This is a genomic window from Bacteroides sp. D20 (assembly GCF_003436255.1).
Taxonomy (GTDB): Bacteria; Bacteroidota; Bacteroidia; order Bacteroidales; family Bacteroidaceae; genus Bacteroides; species Bacteroides uniformis.
Genome location: NZ_QSOO01000002.1, coordinates 336479 through 363253 on the forward strand (window position 1 = coordinate 336479; position 26775 = coordinate 363253).

Consider the following 26775-nt stretch of genomic DNA (forward strand, 5'->3'; position numbering starts at 1 on the left):
GCTTGGGATAAGCGTCCGTAGGTTTGGGATAGACGTTTGCAAGCTTGGGATAGAATTTATGGAGGATTATGAATTGTTGCCGTTCAGTAGTGTCTGTACGATGCGTTCCGCCGTTCGTCCGTCCCAGCGGTCGGGCAGGGTGGTGTGCTTCCATTCTCCGTGCAGCAGCTTGTCGAGCGAGGCGGAGAGAGCGAAGGAATTTTCGCCTACCAGCTCGTTGGTACCGATGCGCCAGGTTTCGGGATGCTCGGCATAGGTATTGAGGGTGATGCAGGGGACGTCGAGGAAGGTAGCTTCTTCGGCGATGTTTCCCGAGTCGGTGACGATGCCCCGTGCCTGGTTGATGAGGAATCCGAAGTGCAGGTAGCTCTGTGGAGGCAGGATGTGCAGGTTAGGGGCATCCAGTCCCAGTGACTTCACTGCCTTTTGTACATAGGGGTGCAGAGGGGCGACGATAGGCATGCCGTCGGCCTTTTCGATGACGGTCTGGAGCAGGGAGTGTAGCACTGCCTTCTTCTCCAGTAGGTCACGGCGGTTGAGGGTGAGTAGCAAGTAGTTTCCTTTCCGCAGGCCGAGGCTGGAGAACCACATGGGCTGCACCAGGCGGTGGCGGTTGAAGCGGATGGTGTCAATCAGTATGTTGCCCACGTAGTGGATATAGTCGGGTATCATACCCTCTTGGTTGAGATTGCGGTTGGCCACCATGCCGGCAGTGAAGAGATAGTCGGAGATGGCGTCCACGATGGTTCGGTTCACTTCGCGAGGCATGTTCATGTCGAAGGAGCGCGTGCCTGCTATGACGTGCGCCACCTTCAGCCCGCGCTTCTTGGCGACGATGGAGCAACTCATGGTGGCGGTCATGTCATCTACCACCAGTACGACTTGTGCTGGGTGCCCGTCCAACTCGCGCTCGAAGGCAAGCATGATGGAGGCTGCCACCTGCGAGTGGTCATGTCCGGTGACGCCGAGGCAGGCATCCGGTTTCCTCATAGAGAGGTCGGAGAAGAGCGAGGCATCCAGGCTGGTGTCATCCTGCGGACCGGTGTAGACGATGCGGTAGGAGATGTTCTTTCCTGCCTCTCTGGCGGCGTCGATGGCGCGGCAGATGGGGGCTATTTTCATGAAGTTGGGGCGTGCGCCCGATACGATTGTTATTTTCATTGTCGTAATTGGTAAAAAAATGTCGATACAAAAATACGCTTTCTTAGGGAAATTATTTGTTACTTTGCCTATTATTTTCAGAGTGTCTGTTGAAATATGTATTATCTTTTTCGGTTTTGGATACTCGGATTTAATTTTGGATACTCGAAGCACTTGTTTAATTTTTAATTTTTAATTCTCAAAGTGATAATGCCAACATTTGTTCAGATACTCGATTTCATTGGCACATTTGCCTTTGCCATTAGTGGCATACGTCTGGCCTCGGCCAAGCGGTTCGACTGGTTTGGAGCGTATGTGGTGGGTTTTGTGACGGCCATCGGAGGCGGTACGATACGCGACCTGCTGCTGGACGTCACCCCGGGTTGGATGACGGACCCTATTTATTTGATTTGTACCGGACTGGCCTTGTTGTGGGTCATCCTCTTCGGTAAGCATCTCATCCATCTGCACAATACATTCTTCATATTCGACAGTATCGGCCTGGCACTGTTCACGGTCGTTGGTGTGGGCAAGAGCATCGCGCTGGGCTATCCCTTCTGGGTGGCCATCATCATGGGCAGCATTACCGGGGCTGCGGGAGGTGTGATACGTGACGTATTCATCAACGAAATTCCGCTGATATTCCGGAAGGAGATTTATGCGATGGCTTGTGTGGTGGGAGGAACCTTCTACTGGATGTGCCACCTTTTGGGGATGGAGTCTTTCGTGTGCCAGATTGTGGGTGGTGTGACGGTGTTCGTTACCCGTATACTGGCAGTAAAGTATAGGATTTGCCTTCCTATCCTTTCGGGTAATGAAGAGGAGCAGGAAATGTAGTCCGTTGTTTGCAGTCTGAAAACCTCAGGGATTTTCCGGTGAAACTCGGACATTCCGGAGAAGCACTTCCCAGATGTTTTAAAATAAGATTCCCCGGCATTTTCAAACCGAAATGTCGGGGAATTTTTCATATGTCTCGTTCCCCTTATTAAAGGGAGCGAGGATAGGATTGCTAAAGAGATAAGACTAGGTTAGAACAATGCATCCTTCGTGTTGAAGAGCTTGCGTTCGTTCAGTTTCACTACCTTGCCGAATTTCTCCAGCCGCTTCAGGTCGATGTCCTTCGGGTTGCCCATGATGGAGATGCAGTAAGGTTTGCCTTTGATGTTCTCTTCGTAGAACTTCACGATGTCGTCAAAGGTCAGTGCATCTACTTTCGGCAGGTTTTCTTTGGCTGGGTCGTCCGTGTAGCCTCTGTAGCCCAAGTCTACCAGTTCCATAGCTTTGTTGCGGAAGCTGGGGTGGCTGGTCAGCATGGCTTGGCGGAGGTAGCTCTTGATGTTGCCGATACGTTCCGGATTCTTCGGCATGTCATTGACGAGACTCATCAGTACGTCCAATGCATCGTTTGCCTTGTCGTTCTGGGTACCGATGTAGCCGCGCAGGTAGCTTGCTTTTCCGGCTATGCCTTGCGTGCCGACGAATGCGTAGGCTGTATAGGCCATGGAGCGTTTTTCGCGTATTTCGTTCAGAACGATGCCGGTGAAGTCGAGACCGAAGTACTGGTTGAATGCGCTACGCAGCACGTCGTCCTTCTTGTCAGCCTTCTGCATCGGGATGTAGAGGTGGATTTGGGCTTGTTCTGCATCGTTGTTAGGCAGGAAGTAGACGGTGTTTTCGGTTACCGGCATCATCTCCTTTGCCTGCGGGGAGTTGGACGGGCGTTCGTTGGCTACCAACGGGAGGTTCTTGCTCAGGATGTCGTATACTTGGTCGAAGGGGAGTGTTCCGGTAAAGAATACCTTTGCCTCGTAGTTGGAGGCACGGTTGATGTCGCCCGTCAGTTCTGAAATCTGCAATTCGTAAATCTCCTTGTCGGTCAGCTCCTTGATGTAGTCTGATTTCTCTCCGTAGAGCATGTACTGGCGCAGCGCTTCGTTCAGGATGCTGACGTTGTCTTTACGCTGCTGGCGCATACCCATTGCCGAACCTTTCAGACGTGCCAGTTGCTTTTCGTCCAATTTCGGCATCAGAATCTGGCGTGAAAGTAGCTGGCAGGCTTGCGGCAGGGTGGCTTCGTAGCCCTCCATGATGATGTAGAGGTTGTCATCATCGGCTGTCACGTGGCAGGTTGCGTTCAGCTTGCTGAGTTCTTCTTTCAACTCTTGCGGTTCGTAGGCCCCCATGATGCCTGCGTTGTTCATCAACTGGGCGGCATAGCCAAGTTTTGGGAATTCGCGTTCACCGGCTCCGTATTGTACAACCAACTGGAATACGTTGTTCTCCTTGTTGGGCGTGTAGTACATCTTGGAACGGTCGTTCAGCTGCTTGATTTGCACTTCGCCGTAGTCTGCGAATTTCTCTTCCATCTGTCCGATGGGCAGGTTCTTGAATTGCGTTGCATAAAGCGATTCCTTGCCTACCGGAGGTTCTACGGGTTTGTACCCCGGCTTCTCAATCTTGGCGTTTTTGTCAGGTTTCCCTTTTTCGATATATAGGGCCAGGTAGTTGTCCGACAGGTATTTCTTGGCTACCCGCTTGATGTCGTCAGTAGTGATGGCCATAATCTTGTCCTTGTAGTTGAGTATGTCGCCTAAATCCTGCTCGTTGTAGAAGGCGTTCATCAGTATCATGGCCTTGTCCTCGTTCGACTCCATTTCCAGGTCGAACTGGCGGCATTTCTCGGCTTTGATGGCATCAATTTTCCAATCCTCGAATTCTCCGTTGGCGATTTGCTGGATGGCTTTCAAAGCTTTCTTTTCGGCGCTCTTGGTAGACTCGAAACGGCGCTGGTTTTCGTCGTAGAGGGGAATGGCCGCTACGATGGCGCGTCCTTGTTCGCGGAAAGTACGGGTGTAGGCTCCGGCGCTGGTCAGTTCACCGTCCAGTACCAGCTTGTCCATAGTTCCGGTCTGACTGTTGTTGTTCAGCAGTGCCAGGGCGATGTTCAGAGCGTCTTCGTCGGGATGTCCGGCAGGTACTCCATTGAATACCATTGCCACTTGCGGGTAGAATCCCACTTTAGCCGAATACTGTTTGCGGCCCTTTATTTCGAGGTTCTGGTAGACCTTGCGCTCGGGTGCGGGCTTAGCAGCCAGACGTCCGAAGGCAGCATTGATGCGTCCGCTGATTTGTTGGGCTTTGATGTTTCCTACGAGTACCAGTACCATGTTTTCGGGTACATACCATTGTTCGTAGAATTCAATCAGCTTGCTCAGGCGGGGATTCTTCAGATGTTCGGGCAGGCCGATGATGGAACGGGAGTAAGGATGTCCCTCAAAAGCTTTCTCCATCACGAACTGGTTCTGTGCACGTCCCTGGTCATCTTGTGAACGGTTATATTCTTCGTACACGTTTTCCAGCTCCGACTGGAAGGAACGGAATACGGGATGCAGGAAACGTTGTGAGGAAATCTCCAGCCATTTGTTTATCTGATAGGCAGGGAAGGAGCTGTGATAGAAGGTCCAGTCATAGTAGGTTCCTGCATTTACCCCTTTGGCGCCCATGCTTTCCATCAGGTTGGAGTATTCATTGGGAAGCCCCAGCTTTCCGGCCTTGACGGTCAGCTCATTGATTTCCTTGCTGATGGCTTCTTTTTTTACCGGGTCGGCTTCTTCGGCCATCTGGTCGTACTTGGCGATGATTTCCTTGTAGATCGGTTCTTCTTCCGTCCAGTTCAGCGCGCCTATCTTGTCTGTTCCTTTAAACATGACGTGCTCCAGGTAGTGTGCAAGTCCCGTGTACTCTTCGGGGTCGTTGATGGAACCGGCACGTACGCCTACCAGTCCGAACACGTCCGATTTGGATTCATCTTCCCATATATATACGGAAAGACCGTTCTTCAGCTTGAACGCCTTCAGTCCTTGTCCAAAGGAGGGCAGGGAAATGATAAGGGTAGTCAGCAGAAGAAGTGACTTAAATTGAAATGATTTCATAAAATAAAGTGTTTTTATGTAATAAAAGTGTTTTCCTATATGTAGGCAAAGCTATAAAAAAATCACGTAACATTTACGAAATCTTCGGAAAAATGATGGTTTTCAGCATATAATATCACCCGTAAACTATCAGAGAGGGGGGTGTAAACTGTCAAATGATAGTTTTCACCCCTAATAAAAACCGTATTCCGTCCCCCGGGGCTTCAAATTTTCCTTATACTTGCAATCGTAAAACCTAAACCATTATTAACTATTTAAAAATTGAGCAAAGTATGAATACTTACAGTTTTAGAAAAGATTTGCTTGCAGTGCAAGAAGAACTGCTTCGCTTTGCATACAAGTTGACAGCCGACCGGGAAGAAGCGAATGATTTGTTGCAAGAGACATCTCTCAAGGCTTTGGATAACGAAGACAAATTTGAACCCGACACCAATTTCAGAGGTTGGATGTATACCATTATGCGCAACATCTTTATCAATAATTACCGGAAAATAGTTCGCGAACAGACTTTTGTGGACCAGACGGACAATCAGTATCACCTCAGCATGCCCCAGGACTCTGGTTTTGCCAGTACCGAGGGTGCCTACGACCTGAAAGAAATGCATCGCATCGTCAATGCCCTTCCACGCGACTATAAAGTCCCTTTCTCCATGCATGTGTCCGGTTTCAAGTACCGCGAGATTGCCGAACGCCTCGGCCTTCCGCTCGGAACGGTGAAAAGCCGCATCTTCTTTACGCGCCAGAAGTTGCAGGATGAATTGAAAGATTTCATCTGATAATAATTTGATAGTAGCAATATGATATATAACATATTGCTTATGATGAATTTTTAAGGGTTATTCTTGACTATATGTCAGAATAATCCTTTATATTTGTATATGTTAAGTTAACCGAAGGAAAATCTCTTATTATTGACTATGATGAAAAAGGAAATTAAATTCAGTCTTGTTTACCGGGACATGTGGCAGTCGTCCGGTAAGTATCAACCCCGGGTAGACCAGTTGGTACGTATTGCTCCGTTGATAGTTGAAATGGGTTGTTTTGCACGCGTTGAAACAAACGGAGGAGCTTTTGAGCAGGTAAACCTTCTGTATGGTGAAAATCCCAACAAGGCTGTACGCGCCTTTACCGCACCTTTTAGGGAAGCAGGCATACAGACGCATATGCTCGACCGCGGGCTAAATGCACTGCGCATGTATCCCGTTCCGGCAGATGTGCGCCGGCTGATGTACAAGGTGAAGCATGCCCAGGGTGTGGACATTACCCGTATCTTCTGCGGATTGAACGAGACGCGGAATATAATTCCTTCTATCAAATATGCTCTGGAAGCGGGCATGATACCGCAGGCTACGCTCTGCATCACGTATTCTCCCGTCCATACGGTGGAATACTATGCCAGTATTGCCGACCGGTTGATTGAAGCCGGGGCACCTGAAATCTGCTTGAAGGATATGGCGGGCATCGGACGTCCGGGTATGCTGGGACAGCTTGTCAGAACCATTAAGGAGAAGCACCCCGATGTGCTGATACAATACCACGGGCATAGCGGTCCCGGACTTTCCATGGCTTCCATTCTCGAAGTCTGTGAGAACGGTGCCGACATCATCGATGTGGCGATGGAACCCATGTCGTGGGGCAAGGTTCATCCGGACATCATCTCCGTGCAGGCCATGCTGAAAGACCTGGGTTTCCAAGTGCCCGACATAAACATGAAAGCCTACATGAAAGCCCGTGCCATGACGCAGGAGTTCATTGACGAGTTCTTGGGTTATTTCATGGACCCCACCAATAAACATATGTCCTCACTCTTGCTGAAGTGCGGTTTGCCGGGTGGCATGATGGGCTCCATGATGGCCGACTTGAAGGGAGTGCATTCCGGCATCAACATGATACTGCGCGGTAAGAACGAGCCGGAACTCAGTCTGGACGACCTGCTCGTCATGCTGTTCGACGAAGTGGAATATGTATGGCCCAAGCTGGGTTATCCTCCTTTGGTGACTCCTTTCAGCCAGTATGTGAAGAATGTGGCTTTGATGAACCTCATGCAGCAGGTAAAGGGAGAGGAGCGTTGGACGATGATAGACAACCATACGTGGGACATGATTCTGGGCAAGAGCGGACGCCTCCCCGGTACTTTAGCGCCCGAGATAGTGGAACTGGCCAAGTCCAAAGGCTTTGAGTTCGTGGATACGGACCCACAGCTGAACTACCCGGATGCTCTGGATACATACCGGAAAGAGATGGACGAAAACGGTTGGGAATATGGCGATGATGACGAGGAACTCTTCGAGCTTGCCATGCACGACCGACAGTATCGCGACTATAAATCCGGCGTTGCCAAGAAACGTTTTGAGGATGACCTGCAGCGTGCCAAGGATGCGGCGATGGCCAAAAACGGATACTCGGAAGAAGAAATCAAGAAGCTGAAGCGTGCCAAGGCAGACCCGATAATCGCGCCTTCCAAGGGGCAAGTGCTTTGGGAGGTTTCCGTCGAAGGTCCTTCTTCTGCTCCTTTCATCGGACGCAAGTACCAGCATGATGAGGTGTTCTGCTACATCTCTACGCCGTGGGGCGAATACGAGAAGATATGGACCGGATTTACCGGACGTGTGGTGGAAGTCTGTGCCAAGCAAGGGGATGTGGTCAATAAAGGGGATGTGATTGCTTATATCCAGCGAAGTGATATTTTTGCATAAAGTGGAGGATGACTGTTTTTCAGTCATCCTTTATCATCCAGCCATTTCTTGATGGTTTCCTTCAGCACTTCTTGAGTGAAGGGTTTGGTAAGGAAGTCGTTGCAACCTGCTTCCAGGGCAGCTTGCTTGTCGTGCTCGTAGGCATAGGCTGTAAGGGCGATGATGGGGACGTCCGGTACCAGTTCACGGATGATGCGAGTGGCGTCGATTCCGCCAAGGTTGGGCATTTTCATGTCCATCAAGATGAGGTCGGGGTGGACTTCCTCGAACATCGTTACGGCTTCCATGCCGTCTTTGGCATGTTTCAGCCGATAGAGTCGGCCTAAAATGGCGTTAATTAGGATGAAGTTGCTTTCTGTATCTTCGGCAATCAGGATGGTCTTGGAAGGAGGGGTAGGGAGTGCTCCGACCTCTTCATTCTTCGGGGAATCTCCGGGGGCTGCATTTTTGCCCCTCTGCTCTGTGGAGTGTGTCTCTGCTGTCGTTTCCTGGTTGTCCTCTTCTTTCTTTTCCGCCTCTGTTTTGCTGGTGGATTCCAGCGGGAGAACAAAAGTAAATGTGGTGCCTTTACCCACCTCTGAAGTGACGGATATGTTGCCACCCAGACGTTCGATGATGGTTTTGCAGATAGAAAGTCCCAATCCGGTGCCCTGGGCAAAGTTGTTCACCTTGACGAAACGTTCGAATACCCGGTCCACCTTGTCCGGTGCAATGCCCATACCCGTATCGGTGACGTGGAATGCTACATACTTGCCTTCCCGGCGATACCCGTAACTGATGTGCCCGGTGGTGGTGAACTTGAAGGCATTGCCTATCAGATTGGAAATGACCTGGAAAATCCGGTTCTTGTCTCCGTCAATCACGATATTCTCGTCAGAGGGTTCGTATATCAGTTCCACTCCTTCGGGACAGCGGAAAATATGTGCGTCATGTATCTCCTTGCAGAGTGGATGGAGGCGTACGGGCGTGATGGTGAACTCCACGATGCCCGATTCTATTTTTGATAAGTCGAGGATTTCGTTAATGAGCTGGAGCAGGCGTTCGTTGTTCGATTCCACTATTTCGTAATAGCCTAGCCGTTCTTCCTCGTCGGTACTTTCGGCAATAATTCGTGAGAAGCCTACAATGGCATTGAGCGGTGTGCGTATCTCGTGGCTCATGTTGGCGAGAAAGGCAGATTTGAGCCGGTCGGAGGTCTCGGCTTTCTCCTTGGCTACGAGCAGTTCCCGTTTCATCTGTTCCATTTCCGTGATGTCCCATTCGATGTTCAGCAGGATGGGGGAGAAGTCGTTGCTTTCAATCTTCATCTTCCGTTTGTCCAGATAGATGGGATTTCCGTTTCCGTCGCGTTCTTCCGCAATCCAGTGCATCTTTTTGCCGGTTCTGGCTATTTCGATGTCTTGCGCCCTCTTTTCCTGAGCAGTCTCCAGAGGATAAAAATCGAAGTCGTCCTTTCCCAATGCCTCTTGTATGGGGATTTCGCGGTTATACGATTCGCGGTTGCGGTAGAGGTACTTGAAGTTGTTGTTGATGTCCTTCACAACAATGCCTGCCGGGAGGTTTTCGATGATTTTGTCCAAAATCTGGTTGAACTGTTTGATTTGCTGCTCATGCCGGATGCGTGTCGATACGTCTCTTCCGAATGTCCAGATGGTTCCTTCCCCTTTGTCGCTTGTCACCCAATAAGCGTTTCCTTCAATGGCGAGTACTTCCGGACGCTTGGGCAGCGGATGGTAGACGATGTATCCGTGGTTCGTCTCTCCACGTTTGACACGGTTGGCAAACTCTTTCCAGGATGTTTCATCCCTGCCGTATGAGGGCAGGTCGTATATCTTCATCCGGGTGAGGTCTTGGCCATTACCGATGCCATGCCGTTCCTTGAAGCAACGGTTGCAGAATATCAGCGTGCCGTCTTCGTGTGCCGAATAAATGTCCTCGGTGGAGTTGTTGATGGCATGTGTCAGCAGATTGATGTCGTTGCGCCGTTTCTGTATGTCGGTAATGTTCTGTATGTATCCTTCTATAGTGACATTCCCGTCTTTCTGCCGTTCGCGGGCAAACGCTTTGAGGCGGATATAGAAAATGTTTCCTTTGAGGAAGATGCGGTAGTCCACGCTGTTTTCCATCTTGCCTTTCAGATTCTCTTTCATCCAGCCGGTAAAGCTTTTCCGGTCTTCAGGAAGGATAAGTTCCAGATAATTGTCCATATTGATGTGCTGCACCTCTTCCGAACACATGATACCCGTATGACCTGCATAACAGAATATGCGGGTCTGGGTATCGTATTGCCAGTTTCCGATGAGGGCGGCCTTTTGTATTTCGTTGAGCTCGTGGTTTTTCTTTTCGAGTTCCAGTTTGCGCTGGCTGCGTTCTGTGATGTCGCGGTACTGGCAGAGGACCATGCCGTCGTACGGGTACATGATGCATTTAAAGTAATAGGTAGTGTGACCCAGTGTCATTTCGTAATTATGGACTGAACGTACCTTTTGCGTCAGTACCTTCTTGAACTCCGGATATACTTGGTAGTAAGTGGACGGCGGTATCAGTTGGAACAGATTCTTGCCCAGCAGCTTTTCTTCCTTCATGAACCAAAGGTTTACATTGTGCACTGCGATGTCCATGCAAATGCCGTCCCGGTTCAGAAGGAGCATGGTATCTGACGTCAGCTTCAACAGTCTCTCGGCGTTTTCAGCTTGTTTCAAAATGTTTTTCATTCTTATAGTATTAGTTTCATGCCCTTCTGGCCTTCTCCCATGCGCCGCTTGCATTGCCTTTGCGTTTGCACAGGTAGTTGAATCCTCGTATGACGTTGACGTTCATGAAGAGGAAATAGTAGGGGATGAAAAGTATTTTGTTTTTTATATGCTTCGTTGAAAGGTAATGCCCCCAACTTCCCATGAGGTAGAAAAGAGTTTGTAACAGCCAGATGACGGCATACAGTAATGGCGTGCTTGTCGTAAAGATGAGAATTGTGTTGAGGGGAAGCAGTAGAAACAATAGGATAGGAGTGAGCGACCAGCGCAGCACCCGGTGGGAAATATATTGGAAACAGAATGTGCCGTAACGGAACGGGTTGAGCAGCGGACGCAGCCGCCAGATGGACTGCAAGCCGCCGGCAGCGATGCGCACCTTGCGCTTTTCTTCCTCGCGCATGTCTGCCGAGCCGCTTTCTACGGCATAGGCATTGGCGCAATAGGCAATGGCGTGTCCCTGCATGACGATGCGCAGGGAGAGTATGAAGTCGTCGAGCAGCGTGTCTGTCCGCATTTCCTCGAACAGCTCGCGGCGCATGGCAAACAACTCACCCGCTGCGCCTACTGCCGAATAGAGGCGTGCGTCGAGCGCTTTGAGGGTGGATTCGTATTTCCAGTATAGTCCTTCTCCCCCCGAGGCAGCATTGTCCTTGCTTTGCACGGCGATACGTTTTTCGCCTGCCACGCATCCCACTTTAGGGTCGGTGAAGGCGTGCACTATCTCCCGCAGGGCTTCGCGGTTGAGGTGAGTATTGGCATCGGTGAACACGACAAGGGGCGTTTCTACGAAATGTATACCGCGGTTCAGGGCGGCTGTCTTGCCTTGGCGTTGGGGTTGGTGGAGGACGGTGGCTTGCGGCCAGTGAGAGAGGCGTTCGTTGGTATGGTCGTTGCTGCCGTCGGTCACCCAGAGGATGTGTAGCTTGTCGGTGGGATAGTCCAGCTCCAGGCAGTTGCGCATCTTTTCGTCCACTACATCTTCTTCGTTGTAGGCGGCGATAAACAGCGTCAATGGGGGCAAAGCATCGTCGGCAGGCATCGGACGGGGCGTAGGCTTGCGGAAACATTCTTTTATCTTGACCAGGATATATAATAGTATACCATAACCTATATAGGTATAGAACACTATGAATAAACTTATCCAGAAGAGTACTTCAAGGGCTTTCATGTATCCGCTCGTTTGCTTTCTTTTTTGATAAAAAGAAATGTGATTGCCAAAAGTATGGATAATCTTTTACCGATGCAAGAAAAATAAAAGAAAAATAAAATGTTTGTTTCTCAAGGTGTTCCGATGTTATAAGGAAGTGAGCTTCCTATAGAGGTGAGCTTGAATAACCTTGTGAGTGAGAGGCGATTAAAGGCTTTCAAACATCATTCTCCATAGGAAAGGGATGGGCAGGTAGGCAGGGCGTTACTCAAAACGCTTCTGTCATATTGAAGTAAAACAACATCTGGTTGTTTACCGTGTTTTTGCCTAAATCCAGGCGGACGTTCATGCGTGGCTGTACCTCAATGCGTAGACCTACACCATAGTTGGGCAGTACACCCTCTATCTTGCCGGGAGTGGGGCCCATGAAGCCGCAGCCGGTCCAGGCTACAAAACCTATGTGGTTGAGCATCCGCTTCACCCAAGTGCTGCGGTCGGTATTGAGCATCTGTCTGTACTCTGCCATGACCACATGCGAGGACTTGTCGCGATATTGCCCCATGTAGTAGCCGCGCAGGTCGAAAGGCGTTCCGGTGAGGGCATATTGCGTCAGAGGGACGTCACCGAACACGTTCTTGGTCTGTGCCGTCCACGCGAGCACCCTGCGCTTGCCCAGTGACTTGTATTGGCGGTAGTCTATCTCTAGGCGGTAGAAGGTCTGGTCGCTGCCGATGAACTTGGCGTACATCATGCCGCGGAAATCCAGATACATACCACGGTAGGCGTTGGCAGGGACGTCACGGCTGTCGTATGTCAGCAGGAAACCGAGGCCGGAGTTGAAGTTGTTATAGCCATTAGCCGTACCGCCTGCCTCTTTGTACGAGGGTTCGTCCACCAAGAACTTGCCGGGCTCCGTCAAGTGGTCGTAATTGATGTCGATTTGAGGTCCGGCAAAGATATTGCTGTTGCCCAGTCGGAAAAGGAACCAGGGGTTGATTTGCACGCCGCTGTACCGGTATTTGCTGGTACTGTCGCTTCGTACATAATCTTTATTGGTATTATAGCCGATGCCGTAAAAGTTTTCTTCCGTATTTTTATAGCTGAACTTTCCGAAGATACGGAAACGGTCGCCCTTAAAGAAGAGTTGCGGTTTGGAGAAGAGATTGATGCCACCGTTGAACATGAAGGCGATGGCCATGGGCACTACGGAGCGCAGCTGCGTGGTGTCGCTGGGGTTCATACGGAAGGTCATTAGGGCGCTTCCTCCCAGCACGGCACCGAAGTCGGGGGTGTAGCTGGGTCCGCCCAGAATATTGTAATGCAGATTCCGACGCGCTACCTTTTGCTTGCGTAGTTCTTTTTTGGTCAGTGCAGGAACGCTGTCGTTTGTGGCGGCCGCAGTCTGTTCCTGGGCATAAAAGGTGGTGGCGAACAGCACCAGTGCGATAATGCTTAGTATATATCTTTTCATGTCGTACGAAATGTGGGTGCAAAGGAAACTATTTTATCCCGAATAGTTTTCACTGTAATAGATAATAAATCTAAAGATGTCACTAAAATTATCAAAAAAGACATTACTTTTGTCTGCTTCACGAAGCAAGACATCAATAACTAAAAACACATAATCTGAATGAAGAAACGATTTTTATCTGTAATTGTTCTGAGTGCCGCACTGTTCTCTGTGCAGGCACAAGAGGGAAAAGGGGGTATCAGCCCCGAAATGCTTGGACAAATCAAGCAAAGTTATCAAGGCACGGCTGCCGACAAGGCGCTCCGCAATGCCATAGGCAATAATGACATCCGTAAACTGGCACTCAACCAGGAGAATATGCAGGGCATGGATACCCACTTCTCCATCAAGGTAGAATCCAAAGGCATCACCGACCAGAAGTCGTCTGGCCGCTGCTGGCTGTTTACGGGGCTGAATGTGATGCGTGCCAAGACTCTTGCCGAATACGGTTTCCAGTCTTTCGAGTTCTCCGAAGTCTATCCCTTCTTCTGGGACCAGTTGGAGAAGGCAAACCTCTTCTTGCAAGGCATCATCGACACCTCCAAGAGTCCCCTGACTGATAAGACCGTAGAATGGCTCTTCCAGCATCCGCTGAGCGATGGGGGTACCTTTACCGGTGTGGCCGACATTGTTTCCAAATACGGCCTTGTTCCCAAAGATGCCATGCCCGAAACAAACAGCAGTGAAAATACCTCCCGCATGGCCAACCTCATCTCTCTGAAGCTGAAAGAGTATGGTCTGCAACTGCGTGACATGGCTGCCGCCGGTGCCAAGCCCGAAGCTCTGGAGAAGGAGAAAACTACGATGCTCGGAACCATCTACCGCATGCTGGTGCTGAACCTCGGTGTACCTCCCACGGAGTTCGACTATGTCCGCCACGATGCCAAGGGTAATCCTGTGGAGACAGAGCATCACACTCCCATGTCTTTCCTTGAGAAATATGGAGACAAACAACTGCTGACCAACTACGTAATGCTGATGAACGACCCCAGTCGCGAGTATTACAAGTGCTATGAAATAGACTATGACCGCCACCGTTACGACGGCAAGAACTGGACTTATGTCAACCTGCCCGTAGAGGACATCAAAGAGATGGCCATTGCCTCCTTGAAGGACAGCACCATGATGTACTTCTCTTGCGATGTGGGCAAGTTCCTGAACTCCGAACGCGGTCTGCTCGATGTGAAAAACTATGACTACGAATCACTGATGGGCACCACCTTCGGGATGGACAAGAAGCAACGTATCCAGACTTTCTCCAGTGGCTCTTCCCACGCCATGACCTTGATGGCCGTTGACTTGAACAAAGACGGAAAGCCCGTAAAATGGATGGTAGAGAACAGTTGGGGAGCCGCTTCCGGTTATCAGGGACATCTCATCATGACCGACGAGTGGTTCAATGAATACATGTTCCGTCTGGTAGTGGAGACAAAGTATGTTCCCGCCAAAGTGATGGAACTGTTTAAACAAAAGCCCGTCTGCCTGCCGGCATGGGACCCGATGTTCGCTGAAGAAAAGTGATGATAAGGATTAGGGGTTAGGGATTAAGGATTAAGGATTAGTGGGCTGCACTATGATTCCGCAGGGTATTAATCCCTAATTCTTAACCCCTAATCCTTGTTCTCGTGTTCGTTAACGAAAGGGATTACGGAAATTTCTCCGTAATTCCTTTCTTTTTTACTCTTTATTCACGTTCTTTTTTGCTACTTTTGCGGCAAATTAATGAAACCATTATTTTAAATAAACGCATGGCAAATGTAATTAAGTTACGTAAAGGCCTTGACATCAACCTGAAAGGCGCTGCTGCCCAGGAACTTGTGTCTGTTAAGGAACCGGGATTCTATTCGCTGGTTCCCGATGACTATACAGGCATCACTCCGAAAGTGGTGGTCAAAGAGCAGGAATATGTGATGGCCGGGGGACCCTTGTTTATCGACAAGAATCATCCTGAATTGAAATTTGTTTCGCCCGTTAGCGGCGTAGTGACAAGCGTGGAGCGTGGTGCACGCCGCAAGGTGCTGAACATCGTCGTAGAGGCTGCCACTGAGCAAGACTATGAGGAATTCGGCAAGATGGACCCGTCCAAGATGAGCGGCCAGCAAGTAAAAGAAGCTCTTTTGCAAGCAGGTATGTTCGCTTTCATCCGCCAACGTCCGTACGACGTTATCGCTGATCCGACGGTAACTCCGAAAGCTATCTTCATTTCGGCTTTCGACAGCAATCCGCTGGCTCCCGATTTTGAATTCGCGCTGAAGGGAGAAGAAGCAAACTTCCAGACGGGACTCGACGCTTTGTCAAAGATGGCAAAGACGTATCTGGGTATTAGTGTAAAACAAAAGTCTGCTGCTCTTGTGCAGGCAAAGAACGTTACCGTAACAGCTTTTGACGGACCACATCCGGCAGGCAACGTGGGTGTACAGATTAACCACATCTCTCCGGTAGTGAAGAGTGAAACGGTCTGGACCATCAGTGCCGAAGCCGTACTCTTCATCGGACGTCTGATGAATACCGGTCGTGTGGACATGACCCGTACGGTGGCTGTAACGGGTTCCGAAGTGTTGAAACCCGCTTATTGCAAGCTGAAAGTCGGCGCTCTGTTGACGAACGTTTTCAAAGGTAACGTGACTACCGACAAAGACCTCCGCTACATCAGCGGCAACGTGCTGACCGGTAAGAAAGTTTCTCCGAACGGCTTCCTCGGCTCTTTCGACAGCCAATTGACCGTTATTCCCGAAGGAGATGAAATCCATGAAATGTTGGGTTGGATTATGCCGCGTTTCAATCAGTTCAGCGTCAACCGCTCTTACTTCAGCTGGTTGATGGGCAAGAAGGAATATGTGATAGATGCCCGTATCAAGGGTGGTGAACGTCACATGATTATGTCCAACGAATACGACCGCGTATTTCCGATGGACATCTTCCCCGAATACTTGGTGAAAGCAATCATTGCAGGTGACATCGACCGTATGGAGGCTCTGGGCATCTACGAAGTAGCTCCCGAAGACTTCGCTCTCTGCGAATTCGTATGTTCTTCCAAAGTGGAAGTGCAGCGCATCGTACGTGCAGGGCTCGATATGCTTCGTGCCGAAATGGCATAATCGGGGCGTATGGCAAATCGTAAATTGTAAATCGTAAAATCGTAAATATATTAATGAAAGCGTTAAGAAATTATCTCGACAAGATAAAGCCGAACTTTGAGGAAGGCGGCAAATTCCACGCATTTCGTTCGGTGTTTGATGGCTTCGAAACATTCCTGTTCGTGCCCAATGCCACTTCGAAATCGGGAACGCATATTCACGACTCCATTGACAGCAAACGCATCATGTCGATGGTGGTCATTGCGTTAGTACCGGCGCTGCTGTTCGGTATGTATAACGTAGGTTACCAGCATTTCCACGCTACCGGTGCTGCCGGAGGCTTCTGGGAAATGTTCATCTACGGTTTTCTGGCTGTATTGCCAAAAATCATTGTATCTTATGTAGTAGGTCTCGGCATTGAGTTCGTAGTGGCTCAGTGGAAGAAGGAGGAGATTCAGGAAGGCTTCTTGGTTTCCGGTATCTTGATTCCGATGATTGTTCCGGTAGACTGCCCGTTGTGGATTCTGGCGGTGGCTACTGCATTCTCTGTAATTTTTGCTAAGGAAGTATTCGGTGGTACGGGTATGAACGTGTTCAACGTAGCTTTGATTACCCGTGCATTCTTATTCTTCGCCTATCCTACGAAGATGTCCGGTGATGCCGTTTGGGTATCGGGCGACAGTATCTTCGGTCTGGGACAGTCGGTAGATGGTCTGACGGTAGCTACTCCGTTGGGTGCAGCCGCTACCTCGGGCGCCGTTCCGGAGTTCTCCTGGGACATGGTGACCGGCCTTATTCCGGGTTCTATCGGTGAGACAAGCGTTATCGCCATCGCTCTGGGTGCCATTCTGCTGTTGTGGACGGGCATTGCAAGCTGGAAAACGATGTTCTCCGTATTCGTAGGCGGTGCCTTCATGGCATGGGTGTTCAATGCAATCGGTCCCGACACTCCGATGGCACAGATGCCTTGGTACGAACACCTCGTGCTGGGCGGTTTCTGCTTCGGTGCCGTGTTCATGGCTACCGACCCCGTTACATCGGCACGTACAGAGACTGGTAAGTACATCTTCGGATTCCTGATTGGTGCCATGGCTATCATTATCCGTGTGCTCAATCCCGGTTACCCCGAAGGTATGATGCTTGCCATCCTGCTGATGAATATCTTCGCTCCGCTGATTGACTACTGTGTGGTACAGGGTAACATCAGCCGTCGCGAAAAACGTGCAATCAAGTCTAACAATTAAATACCGGAAAAGAAATGAATACCAATAGTAATAGTTATACTATCATTTATGCTTCGGTAATGGTTGTTATCGTTGCATTCCTGCTGGCATTCGTAAGTTCTTCCTTGCGCGAGACGCAGAACAAGAATGTGGAACTTGACACGAAGAAGCAGATTCTTGCTGCACTCAACATCAAGGACGTGAAGGATGCCGAAGCTGAATATAATAAATATGTAAAGGGCGATATGCTGATGAACGTTGACGGTACTCTGACAGAGAATACCGGTGCATTTGCTACCGCTTACGAGAAGGAAGCCAAAGAAAATAACCGTCTGCACGTATTCGTGGCAGAGGTTGACGGTGAGAAGAAATATGTATTTCCCGTTTACGGTGCCGGTCTTTGGGGCGCTATCTGGGGATATGTTGCGCTGAACAGCGACAAGGATACCGTTTATGGTGTTTACTTCTCTCATGCCAGTGAGACTCCGGGTCTGGGTGCCGAAATCGCCAGCACGCATTTCCAGGGAGAGTTCTCCGGCAAGAAAACGTTGGAGAACGGCGAGGTAGTCCTCGGTGTTGTGAAGAACGGCAAGGTAGAGAAACCTGACTATCAGGTGGACGGCATTTCCGGTGGTACCATCACTTCTGTAGGTGTGGATGCCATGTTGAAGGCTTGTCTGAGCAGCTACAAGAACTTTTTAACTAATAATAATGAGGAGGAATAAGAATATGGGACAATTGTTTTCAAAGAAGAATAAAGAAGTATTCTCTACTCCGCTGGGACTGAACAACCCCGTTACCGTGCAGGTATTGGGTATCTGTTCTGCTTTGGCTGTTACTGCCAAACTGGAGCCTGCCATTGTGATGGGGCTTTCAGTGACGGTGATTACAGCATTCTCCAATGTAGTGATTTCACTGCTGCGCAAGACGATACCCAACCGTATCCGTATCATCGTTCAGCTGGTGGTTGTTGCCGCGTTGGTAACTATTGTAAGTGAGATTCTGAAAGCTTTTGCTTACGATGTAAGTGTGCAGCTTTCTGTATATGTAGGTCTGATTATTACCAACTGTATCCTGATGGGACGCTTGGAAGCATTTGCCATGCAGAACGGTCCCTGGGAATCTTTCCTTGACGGTGTGGGTAATGGTTTGGGATATGCCAAGATTCTGGTAATCGTAGCCTTCTTCCGCGAGCTTCTGGGTTCGGGAACGCTGCTCGGTTTCAACATCTTGAACTATGAACCTCTGCAGAAGTTGGGCTATGTGAACAACGGCTTGATGCTGATGCCGCCAATGGCGTTGATTCTCTGCGCTTGCATCATCTGGTATCAGCGTGCACGTCACAAAGAATTGCAGGAAAAGCAGTAATAAATAAATGAAGAATGAAAAATGAAAGAATGAAAAATGGGCTGCTCTGCTGCAGTACAAGTTCTCATTGCTTTAATTCTTTAATTCTTTAATTCTTAATTTATCGAAGAGATATGGAACATTTAATAAGTTTATTCGTCCGCTCTATCTTTGTGGACAACATGATATTCGCGTTCTTCCTCGGTATGTGTTCTTACCTTGCCGTATCGAAGAATGTGAAGACTGCCGTAGGACTGGGTATCGCCGTAACTTTCGTGTTGGTGGTTACGCTTCCGGTCAACTATTTATTGCAGACAAAGGTGCTGGCTGCCAACGCAATCATTGAAGGCGTTGACCTCAGCTTCTTGAGCTTTATTCTTTTCATTGCTGTAATCGCAGCTATCGTTCAGTTGGTGGAAATGATTGTAGAGCGTTTTAGCCCTTCGCTGTATGCTTCACTGGGTATCTTCCTGCCGCTGATTGCTGTAAACTGTGCCATCATGGGTGCTTCTCTTTTCATGCAGCAGCGCATCACGCTGGGTGAGAGCGACCCGAAATTCATCGGTGGCATTGCTGATGCTGTCTCTTATGCGTTGGGCTCCGGTATCGGTTGGTTGCTGGCTATCGTAGGCTTGGCTGCCATCCGTGAGAAAATGGCCTATTCTGACGTTCCGGCTCCACTGAAAGGACTGGGCATCACGTTTATCACTGTAGGTCTGATGGCAATGGCATTTATGTGTTTCTCTGGTTTGAACATCTAAAAGAAAGGAATAAAACAATGGATATGAATATGATATTAGCAAGCATTGGAGTATTCCTCGTGGTTGTCATCCTGCTTGTTGTTATCCTGCTGGTTGCCAAGAATTTCTTGGTGCCTTCGGGTAATGTAAAACTGACTATCAATGGCGACAAGGAACTGGACGTAGCTTCCGGTTCTACATTGCTGAATACGCTGTCTGTAAACGGTGTGTTCCTTTCCTCCGCTTGCGGTGGTAAAGGTTCCTGCGGACAGTGCAAATGCCAGGTAATGGAAGGTGGGGGTGAAATCTTGCCTTCTGAGACTCCGCACTTCAGCCGTAAGCAAATACAAGATCACTGGCGTCTGGGTTGCCAGGTGAAAGTGAAAGGCGATATGGCCATCAAGGTTCCCGAAAGCGTACTGGGCGTAAAAGAGTGGGAGTGCGAGGTTATCTCCAACAAGAATGTGGCTACGTTCATCAAAGAGTTCATCGTTGCATTGCCCAAAGGCGAGCACATGGATTTCGTTCCGGGTTCTTATGCGCAGATTAAGATTCCTAAATATTCGATGGATTATGATAAGGACATCGACAAGAGCCTTATCGGTGATGAGTATCTGCCTGCATGGGAGAAATTCGGTCTGCTGGGCTTGAAGTGCCGCAATGACGAAGAAACCATCCGTGCCTATTCTATGGCCAACTATCCTGCCGAAGGCGACCGCATTATGCTGACGGTACGTATCGCCACGCCTCCGTTCAAGCCGAAAGACCAGGGCCCGGGCTTCATGGATGTAATGCCGGGTATCGCTTCTTCTTATATCTTTACCCTGAAACCGGGTGATAAGGTAACCATGAGTGGCCCTTACGGAGACTTCCATCCGATATTCGACTCCAAGAAGGAGATGATGTGGGTCGGCGGTGGTGCCGGTATGGCTCCGTTGCGTGCACAGATTATGCATATGACGAAGACACTGCACACTACAGATCGCGTGATGAATTACTTCTACGGTGCACGTGCATTGAATGAAGTGTTCTATCTGGAAGACTTCCTGCAGATTGAAAAGGATTTCCCCAACTTCAAGTTCCATCTTGCACTGGACCGTCCCGATCCGGCAGCCGATGCAGCGGGCGTGAAGTACACTCCGGGCTTCGTACACAACGTAATTTACGAGACTTACTTGAAAGACCACGAAGCTCCCGAAGACATCGAATACTACATGTGTGGTCCCGGCCCGATGTCGAAGGCTGTTGAGAAGATGCTCGACGACCTCGGCGTTCCGGCTCAGAACCTGATGTTCGATAACTTTGGCGGATAATCTTCCTTGTCCGTCTTGAGATAAAAAAACTCCGGCTTGTCCTTCAGGGCTTTGCCGGAGTTTTTTGTTCGGGGCATTTCCTCTCTATTGAAAGAAAGTGGAGTGGATTCTTCGTCGCTTTTTCTTTATTCCTTGATATGAATCGGTGCATTTGCCAGAATGGCTGTTACTTCTCCGGTGGTAATTCCTGTTGACACAGACCTCGTATGAATGGTTCTTGGTGAAGGAGAATGCGGTCTTTCAGAGTTTTCATGTTGGATGTTTTATTGAATGTTATCGTTTTCCTCTTCTGTTTCTTCTTGAATGGTATCTTTGGGCAGAAATCTTGGAGAAATGCGTTTCTTGGGAGTGAGGCTCATGCCTTTCAGCATTTCGGCCTGGCGTACTACACTGCCGTTACCGTCCGAGAGCTGGTTGAAGGCTTTGTCGTAATCCCTTTGCAGGCTGGCCAGCCGGTCGCCGATACCGAGGAAGGTGTCGGTAAAGCCTGCAATCTTTTCATATAAGATGGTGCCGCGCTTGATGATGGCCTGCACATTCTTTACCTGGTTCTCCTTCTTCCAAAGGTCGAGCGAGAGGCGCAGGGCGCTAATCAGGTTGGTGGGGCTCATTAGTACCACCTTTTTGTTGTAGGCATATTCCCAGAGGTGGGCATCGCTTTGGATGGCGAGGAGGTAGGCACCTTCGGTGGGGATGAACATCATAACGAAATCCGGTGATTGGGCGTCGTAATGCGAGTAGTCTTTATGGCTGAGCTCGTCGATGTGGGAGCGGACAGATTGCAGGTGTGCTTTCAGGAAGTGTGCCTGCTCCTCCTTGCTTTCGGCAGAGGTGTAGGCAGCATAGGCAGTCAGCGACACTTTGGAGTCGATAATCATTTCCCGTTCGTCGGGGTATTTCACGATGATGTCGGGCTGCATCTTCTGCCCGCTTTCCTCGTTGATGATGGCTTCGCCCCGTTCGTCTTTTAGAAACTCCTGGCGGAAGTAGTGTTCGCCTTCAATCAGTCCGGAGGCTTGCAACAAACGTTCCAGAATCATTTCGCCCCAGTTGCCTTGCATTTTGGAGTCTCCTTTCAGGGCACGGGTCAGGTTGTTGGCATCTTCGCTGAGGCGGTTGTTCAGCTCCACCAGTTCCTTGATGCGTTCACCCAGCGAGAAGCGTTCTTTGGCTTCGGTGCTGTATACTTGTTCCACCTTTTGGCGGAAGTCCTTCAGGTTATCGCCCAGCGGGCGGAGCAGATTGCCCAGGTGTTCGGTATTCAGCCTGGTAAAGTCTTCGGCTTTGCTCTGGAAGATACGGTTGGAGAGATTCTCGAACTCGGTGTTCATGCGCTTGTGCAACGCTTCGGCTTCTTCCTTCTGCAGCTTCAATAATTCTATTTCCTTCTTTGTCCCGCTGATTTCTGCCCTCAGTGCGGCAGACTTGCGGTCTGCCGCCAGATAGCCGACTACGGTTCCGATGATTATCCCTATAATCAGTAATACTATCTCCATAGGTGTTTTGAAGTGTCCGCCTTATTGTGTCAATATTTCGTTTCCGTCTTCAGTAATCAGGATTTGGCTTTCCCATTGGGCAGAAGGCAGTCCGTCGTCTGTGCAGACGGTCCATCCGTCGGCTTCGTCGATAAAGACTTCGTAGCTTCCCATGTTAATCATCGGTTCGATGGTGAACGTCATGCCCGGCACTATCAGCATGCCCGTACCACGTTTGCCGAAGTGTTCCACATCCGGTTCTTCGTGGAACTTGACGCCGCAGCCATGTCCGCAGAGGTCGCGTACCACGCTGTATCCGTTCTTTTCCGCATGCTCCTGGATGGCGGCGCCTACGTCACCGAGGCGTGCCCAGGGCTGTGCGGTCTGTATGCCTATGTCACGGCATTCTTTGGTGACCTGTACCAGTCTCTGCATGTCGGGGCTGACTTCGCCAATCATGAACATGCGTGATGCGTCGGCAAAGTAACCTTTGTAAATGGTGGATACATCGACATTTACAATATCACCGCTTTTCAGGAATTCCCTGGTGCTGGGAATGCCGTGGCACACTACATCGTTGATGCTGGTGCACACACTTTTGGGGAAGCCTTCGTACATGAAGGGGGCGGGGATGGCGTCGTGGTCTGTGGTGAAGCAATACACCATATGGTCAATTTCGGCTGTGGACATGCCTTCGCGAATGTTCTCGGAGAGATAATCCAGCAGGGCCGTGTTGATTTTGGCGCTTGCGCGGATACCGGCCAACTGCTCCTCGGTGCGGAGTGCGCTTCGCATCGGCAGTTTATATCCTTCTTTCTTATAATGTTGAATTTTGGCTTCTACTTCGTCGGAATAGTTTTTAGGAGTAAACCGGACTCCTTTCATGAACTTTTTCATTGTCTTTTCTTTTTTATGAGACTGCAAAAATACACAATAATGCAGGTGCTTGTACTATCAAGAGCCGAAAAAACATTCGTTTTCTTTATCCCGATACCAGCTTAGAGGGTATTCACCACTTTTATTTCGCTTCTTGAACTGTCTATCCTCCGTACTTGTATCTGGGTCTTTATGCGCTCTTTCAGTCCTTCCACGTGACTGATGATGCCTACCTTCTTGCCGCCCATCTGGTGCAGTTTTTCCAATGTGTCCATAACGGTGTTCAGGTAGTCGCTGCTCAGTGTGCCGAAACCTTCGTCGATGAACAGTGTGTCTACCGAGAGGCTCTGGCGGCTGAGGGAAGAAAGTCCGAGGGCAAGTGACAGAGATACTAGGAAGCTTTCGCCGCCCGATAAGGTGCATGCCGGACGTGCCGCACCTCCTTGATGGAAGTCGCGCAGCAGGATGGTGAGCGAACCGGCCTGGCATTCCAGTTCGTAGCGGTCGGTCAAGCGTTGCAGATAGAAATTGGCGCCTGCCAGCAGTTCTTTCAAGACGAAGCTCTGGGCTATGTTGCGGAAGTTCTTTCCCCGTTCGTCACCGAAGTGACGGCAGAGGCGGTCCCACTTCAGATACTCTTCGCGTAACCGGTCGGCACGTTCCTTTTCTTCCTTTATCCGGTCGATGTTACGGGTGTTTTCTTCCAGGCGTAACTTCTGCTGGCCGATGGATTGGTTGCCGACGGTTATCTTTTCTTCGAGATTCGCGATGAGTGCATCCAGGGTTTCGAGGTTCTCGTTTTCTTCTATTTCGGGCTTCCGGCTGATGTGCTCTTCCACTTGTCCGGTGGCCAGATGAAAGGCGGTCGATGCAGCTACTTCTTCCTCTTTAAGTGTCTGCAATGAGGCACGCAATGCTTCTATCCGGGAGCCGGACCAAGCGGATAGGACGGTGATACGCTCCTCGTCGAGAGTGGGGTTGGCGGCATAGAACCCGGTTAAATCCTTTTGCAGCCTTGCCATTTGTTCTGCGGTGGAGGATATGCTTTGTTTCAGTCCGCTTGCTTGTGTATTCAGATTATTCCAGGCAATCCCCAGGTCCTTGATTTCCATTTCCTGTGTTGCTGCAGGTGCGTTGCGCCAGTCGGGGAATGCGGCATCGATGCTTTCCTTGTTGATGTTTATCCCTTCCAGCTCTTTGTGGATAAGGGCAATGGCGGATTTCAGTTCTCTTTGTTTTTCCTGCGCCAGACGGTAGTTGCGCGTAGCTTGCGTCAGGCGGTCAATAAAGGAGAGGGGGGAGTTCTCCCATTCCGTGTTCCATCCTTCCCAGAGGATGTGGGGAGTGACGCGGTCCATGGTGGCACGTATGTTCTCCTTTTCGTTGGCGGTGAGCGACTCGTAATTGACGATGCTGTTTTTCAGCTCATTCAGCACTCTGTCGGCAGAGTTGAAGGCTTGGCGTGCAGCGTCCACATGTTTTTGGCATTCGTCCTTTTGCCGTTGCAGAGCTATGATTTGTGCGCTGAGCTTTTGAACTTCCGTGAGCTTTTCGTTCAGTTTGTCTGCTTCCAGCTTGTTCTCTTCCAGTAGCTTCTTCAGGGTTTCGCCGGTGGTTGTGGAGAGGCCGACGCCGTTGCATTGGGCGCATTTGGCCTGTGCGTCAGTGTGGGCAAGGTTGTAGCTCCGGAGCGCTCTTGCTGTGGACTGACGGGCATTCTCTGCCAGCGTTCCGTAGGTATTGGATTCTGTCCGGTTGTTGTTCAATGCCTGCTCGGTTTCCTTGTATTCTTTCTCTTTTGTTTCCAGGGAGGTGCGTATGGGAGCAAGGACAGACTGGAAATCTTCATCTTTGCAAAGCGATTTTATTTCTTGTCCGCACACGGGGCAAGTATCCCCGACGACAAGCCGGGAGCGTGTTTCCTTTGCCCACTCTTCTACGGCTTCCTTTTGCTTGTCGTAGAGGGTGCGGATGTCATCATAACTTGTTTTCTTGCTGTCGAATGCCGTTTGCAGGAGGACGTATTGCTTTTGGCACGCCTCCACTTTGGCGTTCAAAGCCTTTTCGTTTTCCTTTGCCTCGTTCAGTGTCCTTTCCGTTTCAGCCAGTAAAGACAAGGCGCTCAATGCTTGCAGCAGGTTCTCCCGTCCGGCATCGAGTTTGTTTTTCTTGTCTTGCAGGGCAGGGTGGTCCATGGTTTCAAGCTGCTTGTTCCGGAGGTTTATTTCGTTTTGCAATGTATGGTTCTCTTGTTCTTTCCGGGTGAGGGCAGCTTCCTTGTCGGTACGCTCCTTGACTTTTACGGGTTGTTGCGCGGCCAGTCTTTCAAGGTGCGCGTTGTAGGTGCCGATGCGTGTTTGGGCATCGAGTGCGGATTTTAGGCCGGTAATGATGGATTGGCTTTGCTCGAACATGGGCAGTAAGGGCGAATGCTCTTGCAAGTACTTCTCGGCACGATGCAGCTTGTCTTCTTGCTCTTTCAGGAAACCGCATAGCCACTTGCTTCCTCCGTCCAGCCGGGCAAAGGATGCTCTTAACATTCCGGCTTGTGCATGGTTCTGTTGTTGCTGCTGTTGCTGCTGTTTCAAGGTAGAGAGCCAGTTGCGGGCGTCGGCGGTGGCATTCCATTCTTTAATCAGGAGTTCTTTCTGTTTGAATTCGTCCGATTGCAGTTGCGCTTGCTTCCCTTCCCACATTTTCTTTTGCTGTTCACGGGTGAGGAGGAGTTCGGAGTATTTCTTCAGCCAGTCCCTTTTTGCGAGGGCGATGGTTTTCTGCTCATTGGCTTCCTTGACTCCGGCATTTTGCGTGGCTATGGCTTCCTTGATTGCAGCGACTTCTTCTTCTGCCAGGATGTGGATGCCTTCCAGCTTCCGGTTCTGGTTTTCGTATTCCGTCCGTCTTTCCTTGGTGGCGGCATATATTTCGGCACCTATTTCGGAGTAGATACTTGTACCGGTCAGCTTTTCCAGAATATCCGATTTTTCGCTTTCCTTGCTTTGCAGGAACTTGGTGAAGTCGCCTTGCGCCAGCATGGTGGTGCGGCAGAATTGTTCGAAGGTCAACCCCACTGCAGCTTGTATTTCTGCCTTTATCTCATTCTTTTTGTTGAGCTGTGCGCCGCTTTTCTTATTTTCCAGTGTCCAGCGCACATCTTGCACGGCTCCTGAAATCTTGCGGTGTGCCCGTGCCACGTACCATCGGGCGGTGTAGGGCGTTTCGTTCGAGCCGGTAAACTCCAGCTCCGTCCATGCTTCACTGGTGTTACGGCGCATCAGTTGTCGGCTGTCGTTGATGGCAACATCTTCCTTTTTGGCAGAGAAAGTCTGGCTTAGGTCTTTGTATTTTTCGTTCTCGGCATGGTCCATGCGGGGCGTTTCGTTGTAGAGTGCCAGGCAGATGGCGTCGAGAATGGTTGTCTTCCCTGCACCCGTCTCGCCGCAGATAAGGAAAAGGGATTCCTCGCTTAGCGGTCCGTTCTCAAAGTCGATGACGGCATCTTCTATGGAGGCAAGGTTCTTTATGGTCAGTTTCTGGAGTTTCATG

Annotated in this window: 18 protein-coding genes; 10 read left to right on the forward strand and 8 right to left on the reverse strand. The window is 50.0% G+C overall.

Annotated elements, in window-relative coordinates; genetic code table 11:
* Nucleotides 1–66: 66 nt before the first annotated feature.
* Nucleotides 67–1161, reverse strand: coding sequence for a UDP-N-acetyl glucosamine 2-epimerase (locus tag DXD78_RS03275; protein WP_009036943.1), 1095 nt, complete (start codon nt 1159–1161; stop codon nt 67–69).
* A gap of 189 nt (nt 1162–1350) precedes the next feature.
* On the opposite strand from DXD78_RS03275, the gene DXD78_RS03280 reads away from it, so the two are divergent.
* Nucleotides 1351–1977: a trimeric intracellular cation channel family protein gene (locus DXD78_RS03280; RefSeq protein ID WP_034528739.1), complete on the forward strand. Its 627-nt coding sequence runs from the start codon at nt 1351–1353 to the stop codon at nt 1975–1977.
* A 191-nt stretch (nt 1978–2168) separates the two neighbouring features.
* Here the strand turns inward: DXD78_RS03280 and DXD78_RS03285 are convergent, their stop codons facing one another.
* Nucleotides 2169–5072, reverse strand: coding sequence for a pitrilysin family protein (locus DXD78_RS03285; RefSeq protein ID WP_009036945.1), 2904 nt, complete (start codon nt 5070–5072; stop codon nt 2169–2171).
* A gap of 272 nt (nt 5073–5344) precedes the next feature.
* Here DXD78_RS03285 and DXD78_RS03290 point away from each other — a divergent pair, with 272 nt between their 5' ends.
* Both DXD78_RS03290 and DXD78_RS03295 read left to right on the forward strand, forming a co-directional pair.
* Nucleotides 5345–5848 (forward strand): RNA polymerase sigma factor, encoded by a 504-nt coding sequence (locus tag DXD78_RS03290; RefSeq protein WP_005828302.1) that lies wholly within the window; start codon nt 5345–5347, stop codon nt 5846–5848.
* A gap of 144 nt (nt 5849–5992) precedes the next feature.
* Entirely contained in the window at nt 5993–7768 is a 1776-nt protein-coding gene (locus DXD78_RS03295) for a biotin/lipoyl-binding protein (RefSeq protein ID WP_025835515.1), read from the forward strand.
* Nucleotides 7769–7791: 23 nt separating this feature from the next.
* On the opposite strand, the gene DXD78_RS03300 is transcribed toward DXD78_RS03295, so the two are convergent.
* From DXD78_RS03300 to DXD78_RS03310, 3 genes are all read right to left on the reverse strand, one after another.
* Nucleotides 7792–10482, reverse strand: a complete 2691-nt coding sequence (locus tag DXD78_RS03300; RefSeq protein ID WP_034528742.1) for an ATP-binding protein — start codon at nt 10480–10482, stop codon at nt 7792–7794.
* Between the two features lie 16 nt (nt 10483–10498).
* Complete coding sequence (locus DXD78_RS03305; RefSeq protein WP_009036947.1) at nt 10499–11689, reverse strand: glycosyltransferase family 2 protein; 1191 nt, start codon at nt 11687–11689, stop codon at nt 10499–10501.
* Nucleotides 11690–11936: 247 nt separating this feature from the next.
* Nucleotides 11937–13139, reverse strand: a complete 1203-nt coding sequence (locus tag DXD78_RS03310) for a BamA/TamA family outer membrane protein (RefSeq protein WP_005828308.1) — start codon at nt 13137–13139, stop codon at nt 11937–11939.
* Nucleotides 13140–13298: 159 nt separating this feature from the next.
* On the opposite strand from DXD78_RS03310, the gene DXD78_RS03315 reads away from it, so the two are divergent.
* From DXD78_RS03315 to nqrF, 7 genes are all read left to right on the forward strand, one after another.
* On the forward strand, nt 13299–14699 hold the full coding sequence (locus DXD78_RS03315) for a C1 family peptidase (RefSeq protein ID WP_005828311.1): 1401 nt from the start codon (nt 13299–13301) through the stop codon (nt 14697–14699).
* A gap of 227 nt (nt 14700–14926) precedes the next feature.
* Nucleotides 14927–16276 carry a Na(+)-translocating NADH-quinone reductase subunit A gene (locus tag DXD78_RS03320; protein WP_008663256.1) on the forward strand — a complete coding sequence of 450 codons (1350 nt, stop codon included), beginning with the start codon at nt 14927–14929 and terminating at the stop codon, nt 16274–16276.
* Between the two features lie 53 nt (nt 16277–16329).
* Entirely contained in the window at nt 16330–17499 is a 1170-nt protein-coding gene (locus DXD78_RS03325; RefSeq protein WP_005828314.1) for an NADH:ubiquinone reductase (Na(+)-transporting) subunit B, read from the forward strand.
* 14 nt (nt 17500–17513) lie between these two features.
* A complete protein-coding gene (locus DXD78_RS03330) occupies nt 17514–18203 on the forward strand; it encodes a Na(+)-translocating NADH-quinone reductase subunit C (RefSeq protein ID WP_008663259.1) in 690 nt (229 codons plus the stop codon).
* A 4-nt stretch (nt 18204–18207) separates the two neighbouring features.
* Nucleotides 18208–18846 carry an NADH:ubiquinone reductase (Na(+)-transporting) subunit D gene (locus DXD78_RS03335; RefSeq protein ID WP_005836455.1) on the forward strand — a complete coding sequence of 213 codons (639 nt, stop codon included), beginning with the start codon at nt 18208–18210 and terminating at the stop codon, nt 18844–18846.
* Between the two features lie 113 nt (nt 18847–18959).
* Nucleotides 18960–19586, forward strand: coding sequence for an NADH:ubiquinone reductase (Na(+)-transporting) subunit E (gene nqrE, locus DXD78_RS03340; protein ID WP_005828321.1), 627 nt, complete (start codon nt 18960–18962; stop codon nt 19584–19586).
* Between the two features lie 17 nt (nt 19587–19603).
* Nucleotides 19604–20878, forward strand: coding sequence for an NADH:ubiquinone reductase (Na(+)-transporting) subunit F (nqrF, locus tag DXD78_RS03345; protein WP_016272690.1), 1275 nt, complete (start codon nt 19604–19606; stop codon nt 20876–20878).
* A 263-nt stretch (nt 20879–21141) separates the two neighbouring features.
* Here nqrF and DXD78_RS03350 read toward each other — a convergent pair whose 3' ends face one another.
* From DXD78_RS03350 to DXD78_RS03360, 3 genes are all read right to left on the reverse strand, one after another.
* A complete protein-coding gene (locus DXD78_RS03350) occupies nt 21142–22374 on the reverse strand; it encodes a DNA recombination protein RmuC (RefSeq protein ID WP_009036948.1) in 1233 nt (410 codons plus the stop codon).
* A gap of 21 nt (nt 22375–22395) precedes the next feature.
* Entirely contained in the window at nt 22396–23250 is an 855-nt protein-coding gene (map, locus tag DXD78_RS03355; protein WP_005828329.1) for a type I methionyl aminopeptidase, read from the reverse strand.
* A 101-nt stretch (nt 23251–23351) separates the two neighbouring features.
* Nucleotides 23352–26774, reverse strand: a complete 3423-nt coding sequence (locus DXD78_RS03360; RefSeq protein ID WP_009036949.1) for an AAA family ATPase — start codon at nt 26772–26774, stop codon at nt 23352–23354.
* Between the last annotated feature and the right edge of the window lies 1 nt (nt 26775).

Bases quoted from the DNA above. Each gene is read 5' to 3' on its own strand.
- DXD78_RS03325 (WP_005828314.1), top strand. From the start codon at position 16,330: ATGAAAGCGTTAAGAAATTATCTCGACAAGATAAAGCCGAACTTTGAG.
- DXD78_RS03275 (WP_009036943.1), bottom strand. From the start codon at position 1,161: ATGAAAATAACAATCGTATCGGGCGCACGCCCCAACTTCATGAAAATA.
- map (WP_005828329.1), bottom strand. From the start codon at position 23,250: ATGAAAAAGTTCATGAAAGGAGTCCGGTTTACTCCTAAAAACTATTCC.
- DXD78_RS03280 (WP_034528739.1), top strand. From the start codon at position 1,351: ATGCCAACATTTGTTCAGATACTCGATTTCATTGGCACATTTGCCTTT.
- DXD78_RS03360 (WP_009036949.1), bottom strand. From the start codon at position 26,774: ATGAAACTCCAGAAACTGACCATAAAGAACCTTGCCTCCATAGAAGAT.
- DXD78_RS03330 (WP_008663259.1), top strand. From the start codon at position 17,514: ATGAATACCAATAGTAATAGTTATACTATCATTTATGCTTCGGTAATG.
- DXD78_RS03315 (WP_005828311.1), top strand. From the start codon at position 13,299: ATGAAGAAACGATTTTTATCTGTAATTGTTCTGAGTGCCGCACTGTTC.
- nqrE (WP_005828321.1), top strand. From the start codon at position 18,960: ATGGAACATTTAATAAGTTTATTCGTCCGCTCTATCTTTGTGGACAAC.
- nqrF (WP_016272690.1), top strand. From the start codon at position 19,604: ATGGATATGAATATGATATTAGCAAGCATTGGAGTATTCCTCGTGGTT.
- DXD78_RS03320 (WP_008663256.1), top strand. From the start codon at position 14,927: ATGGCAAATGTAATTAAGTTACGTAAAGGCCTTGACATCAACCTGAAA.
- DXD78_RS03310 (WP_005828308.1), bottom strand. From the start codon at position 13,139: ATGAAAAGATATATACTAAGCATTATCGCACTGGTGCTGTTCGCCACC.
- DXD78_RS03305 (WP_009036947.1), bottom strand. From the start codon at position 11,689: ATGAAAGCCCTTGAAGTACTCTTCTGGATAAGTTTATTCATAGTGTTC.
- DXD78_RS03285 (WP_009036945.1), bottom strand. From the start codon at position 5,072: ATGAAATCATTTCAATTTAAGTCACTTCTTCTGCTGACTACCCTTATC.
- DXD78_RS03335 (WP_005836455.1), top strand. From the start codon at position 18,208: ATGGGACAATTGTTTTCAAAGAAGAATAAAGAAGTATTCTCTACTCCG.
- DXD78_RS03295 (WP_025835515.1), top strand. From the start codon at position 5,993: ATGAAAAAGGAAATTAAATTCAGTCTTGTTTACCGGGACATGTGGCAG.
- DXD78_RS03350 (WP_009036948.1), bottom strand. From the start codon at position 22,374: ATGGAGATAGTATTACTGATTATAGGGATAATCATCGGAACCGTAGTC.
- DXD78_RS03290 (WP_005828302.1), top strand. From the start codon at position 5,345: ATGAATACTTACAGTTTTAGAAAAGATTTGCTTGCAGTGCAAGAAGAA.
- DXD78_RS03300 (WP_034528742.1), bottom strand. From the start codon at position 10,482: ATGAAAAACATTTTGAAACAAGCTGAAAACGCCGAGAGACTGTTGAAG.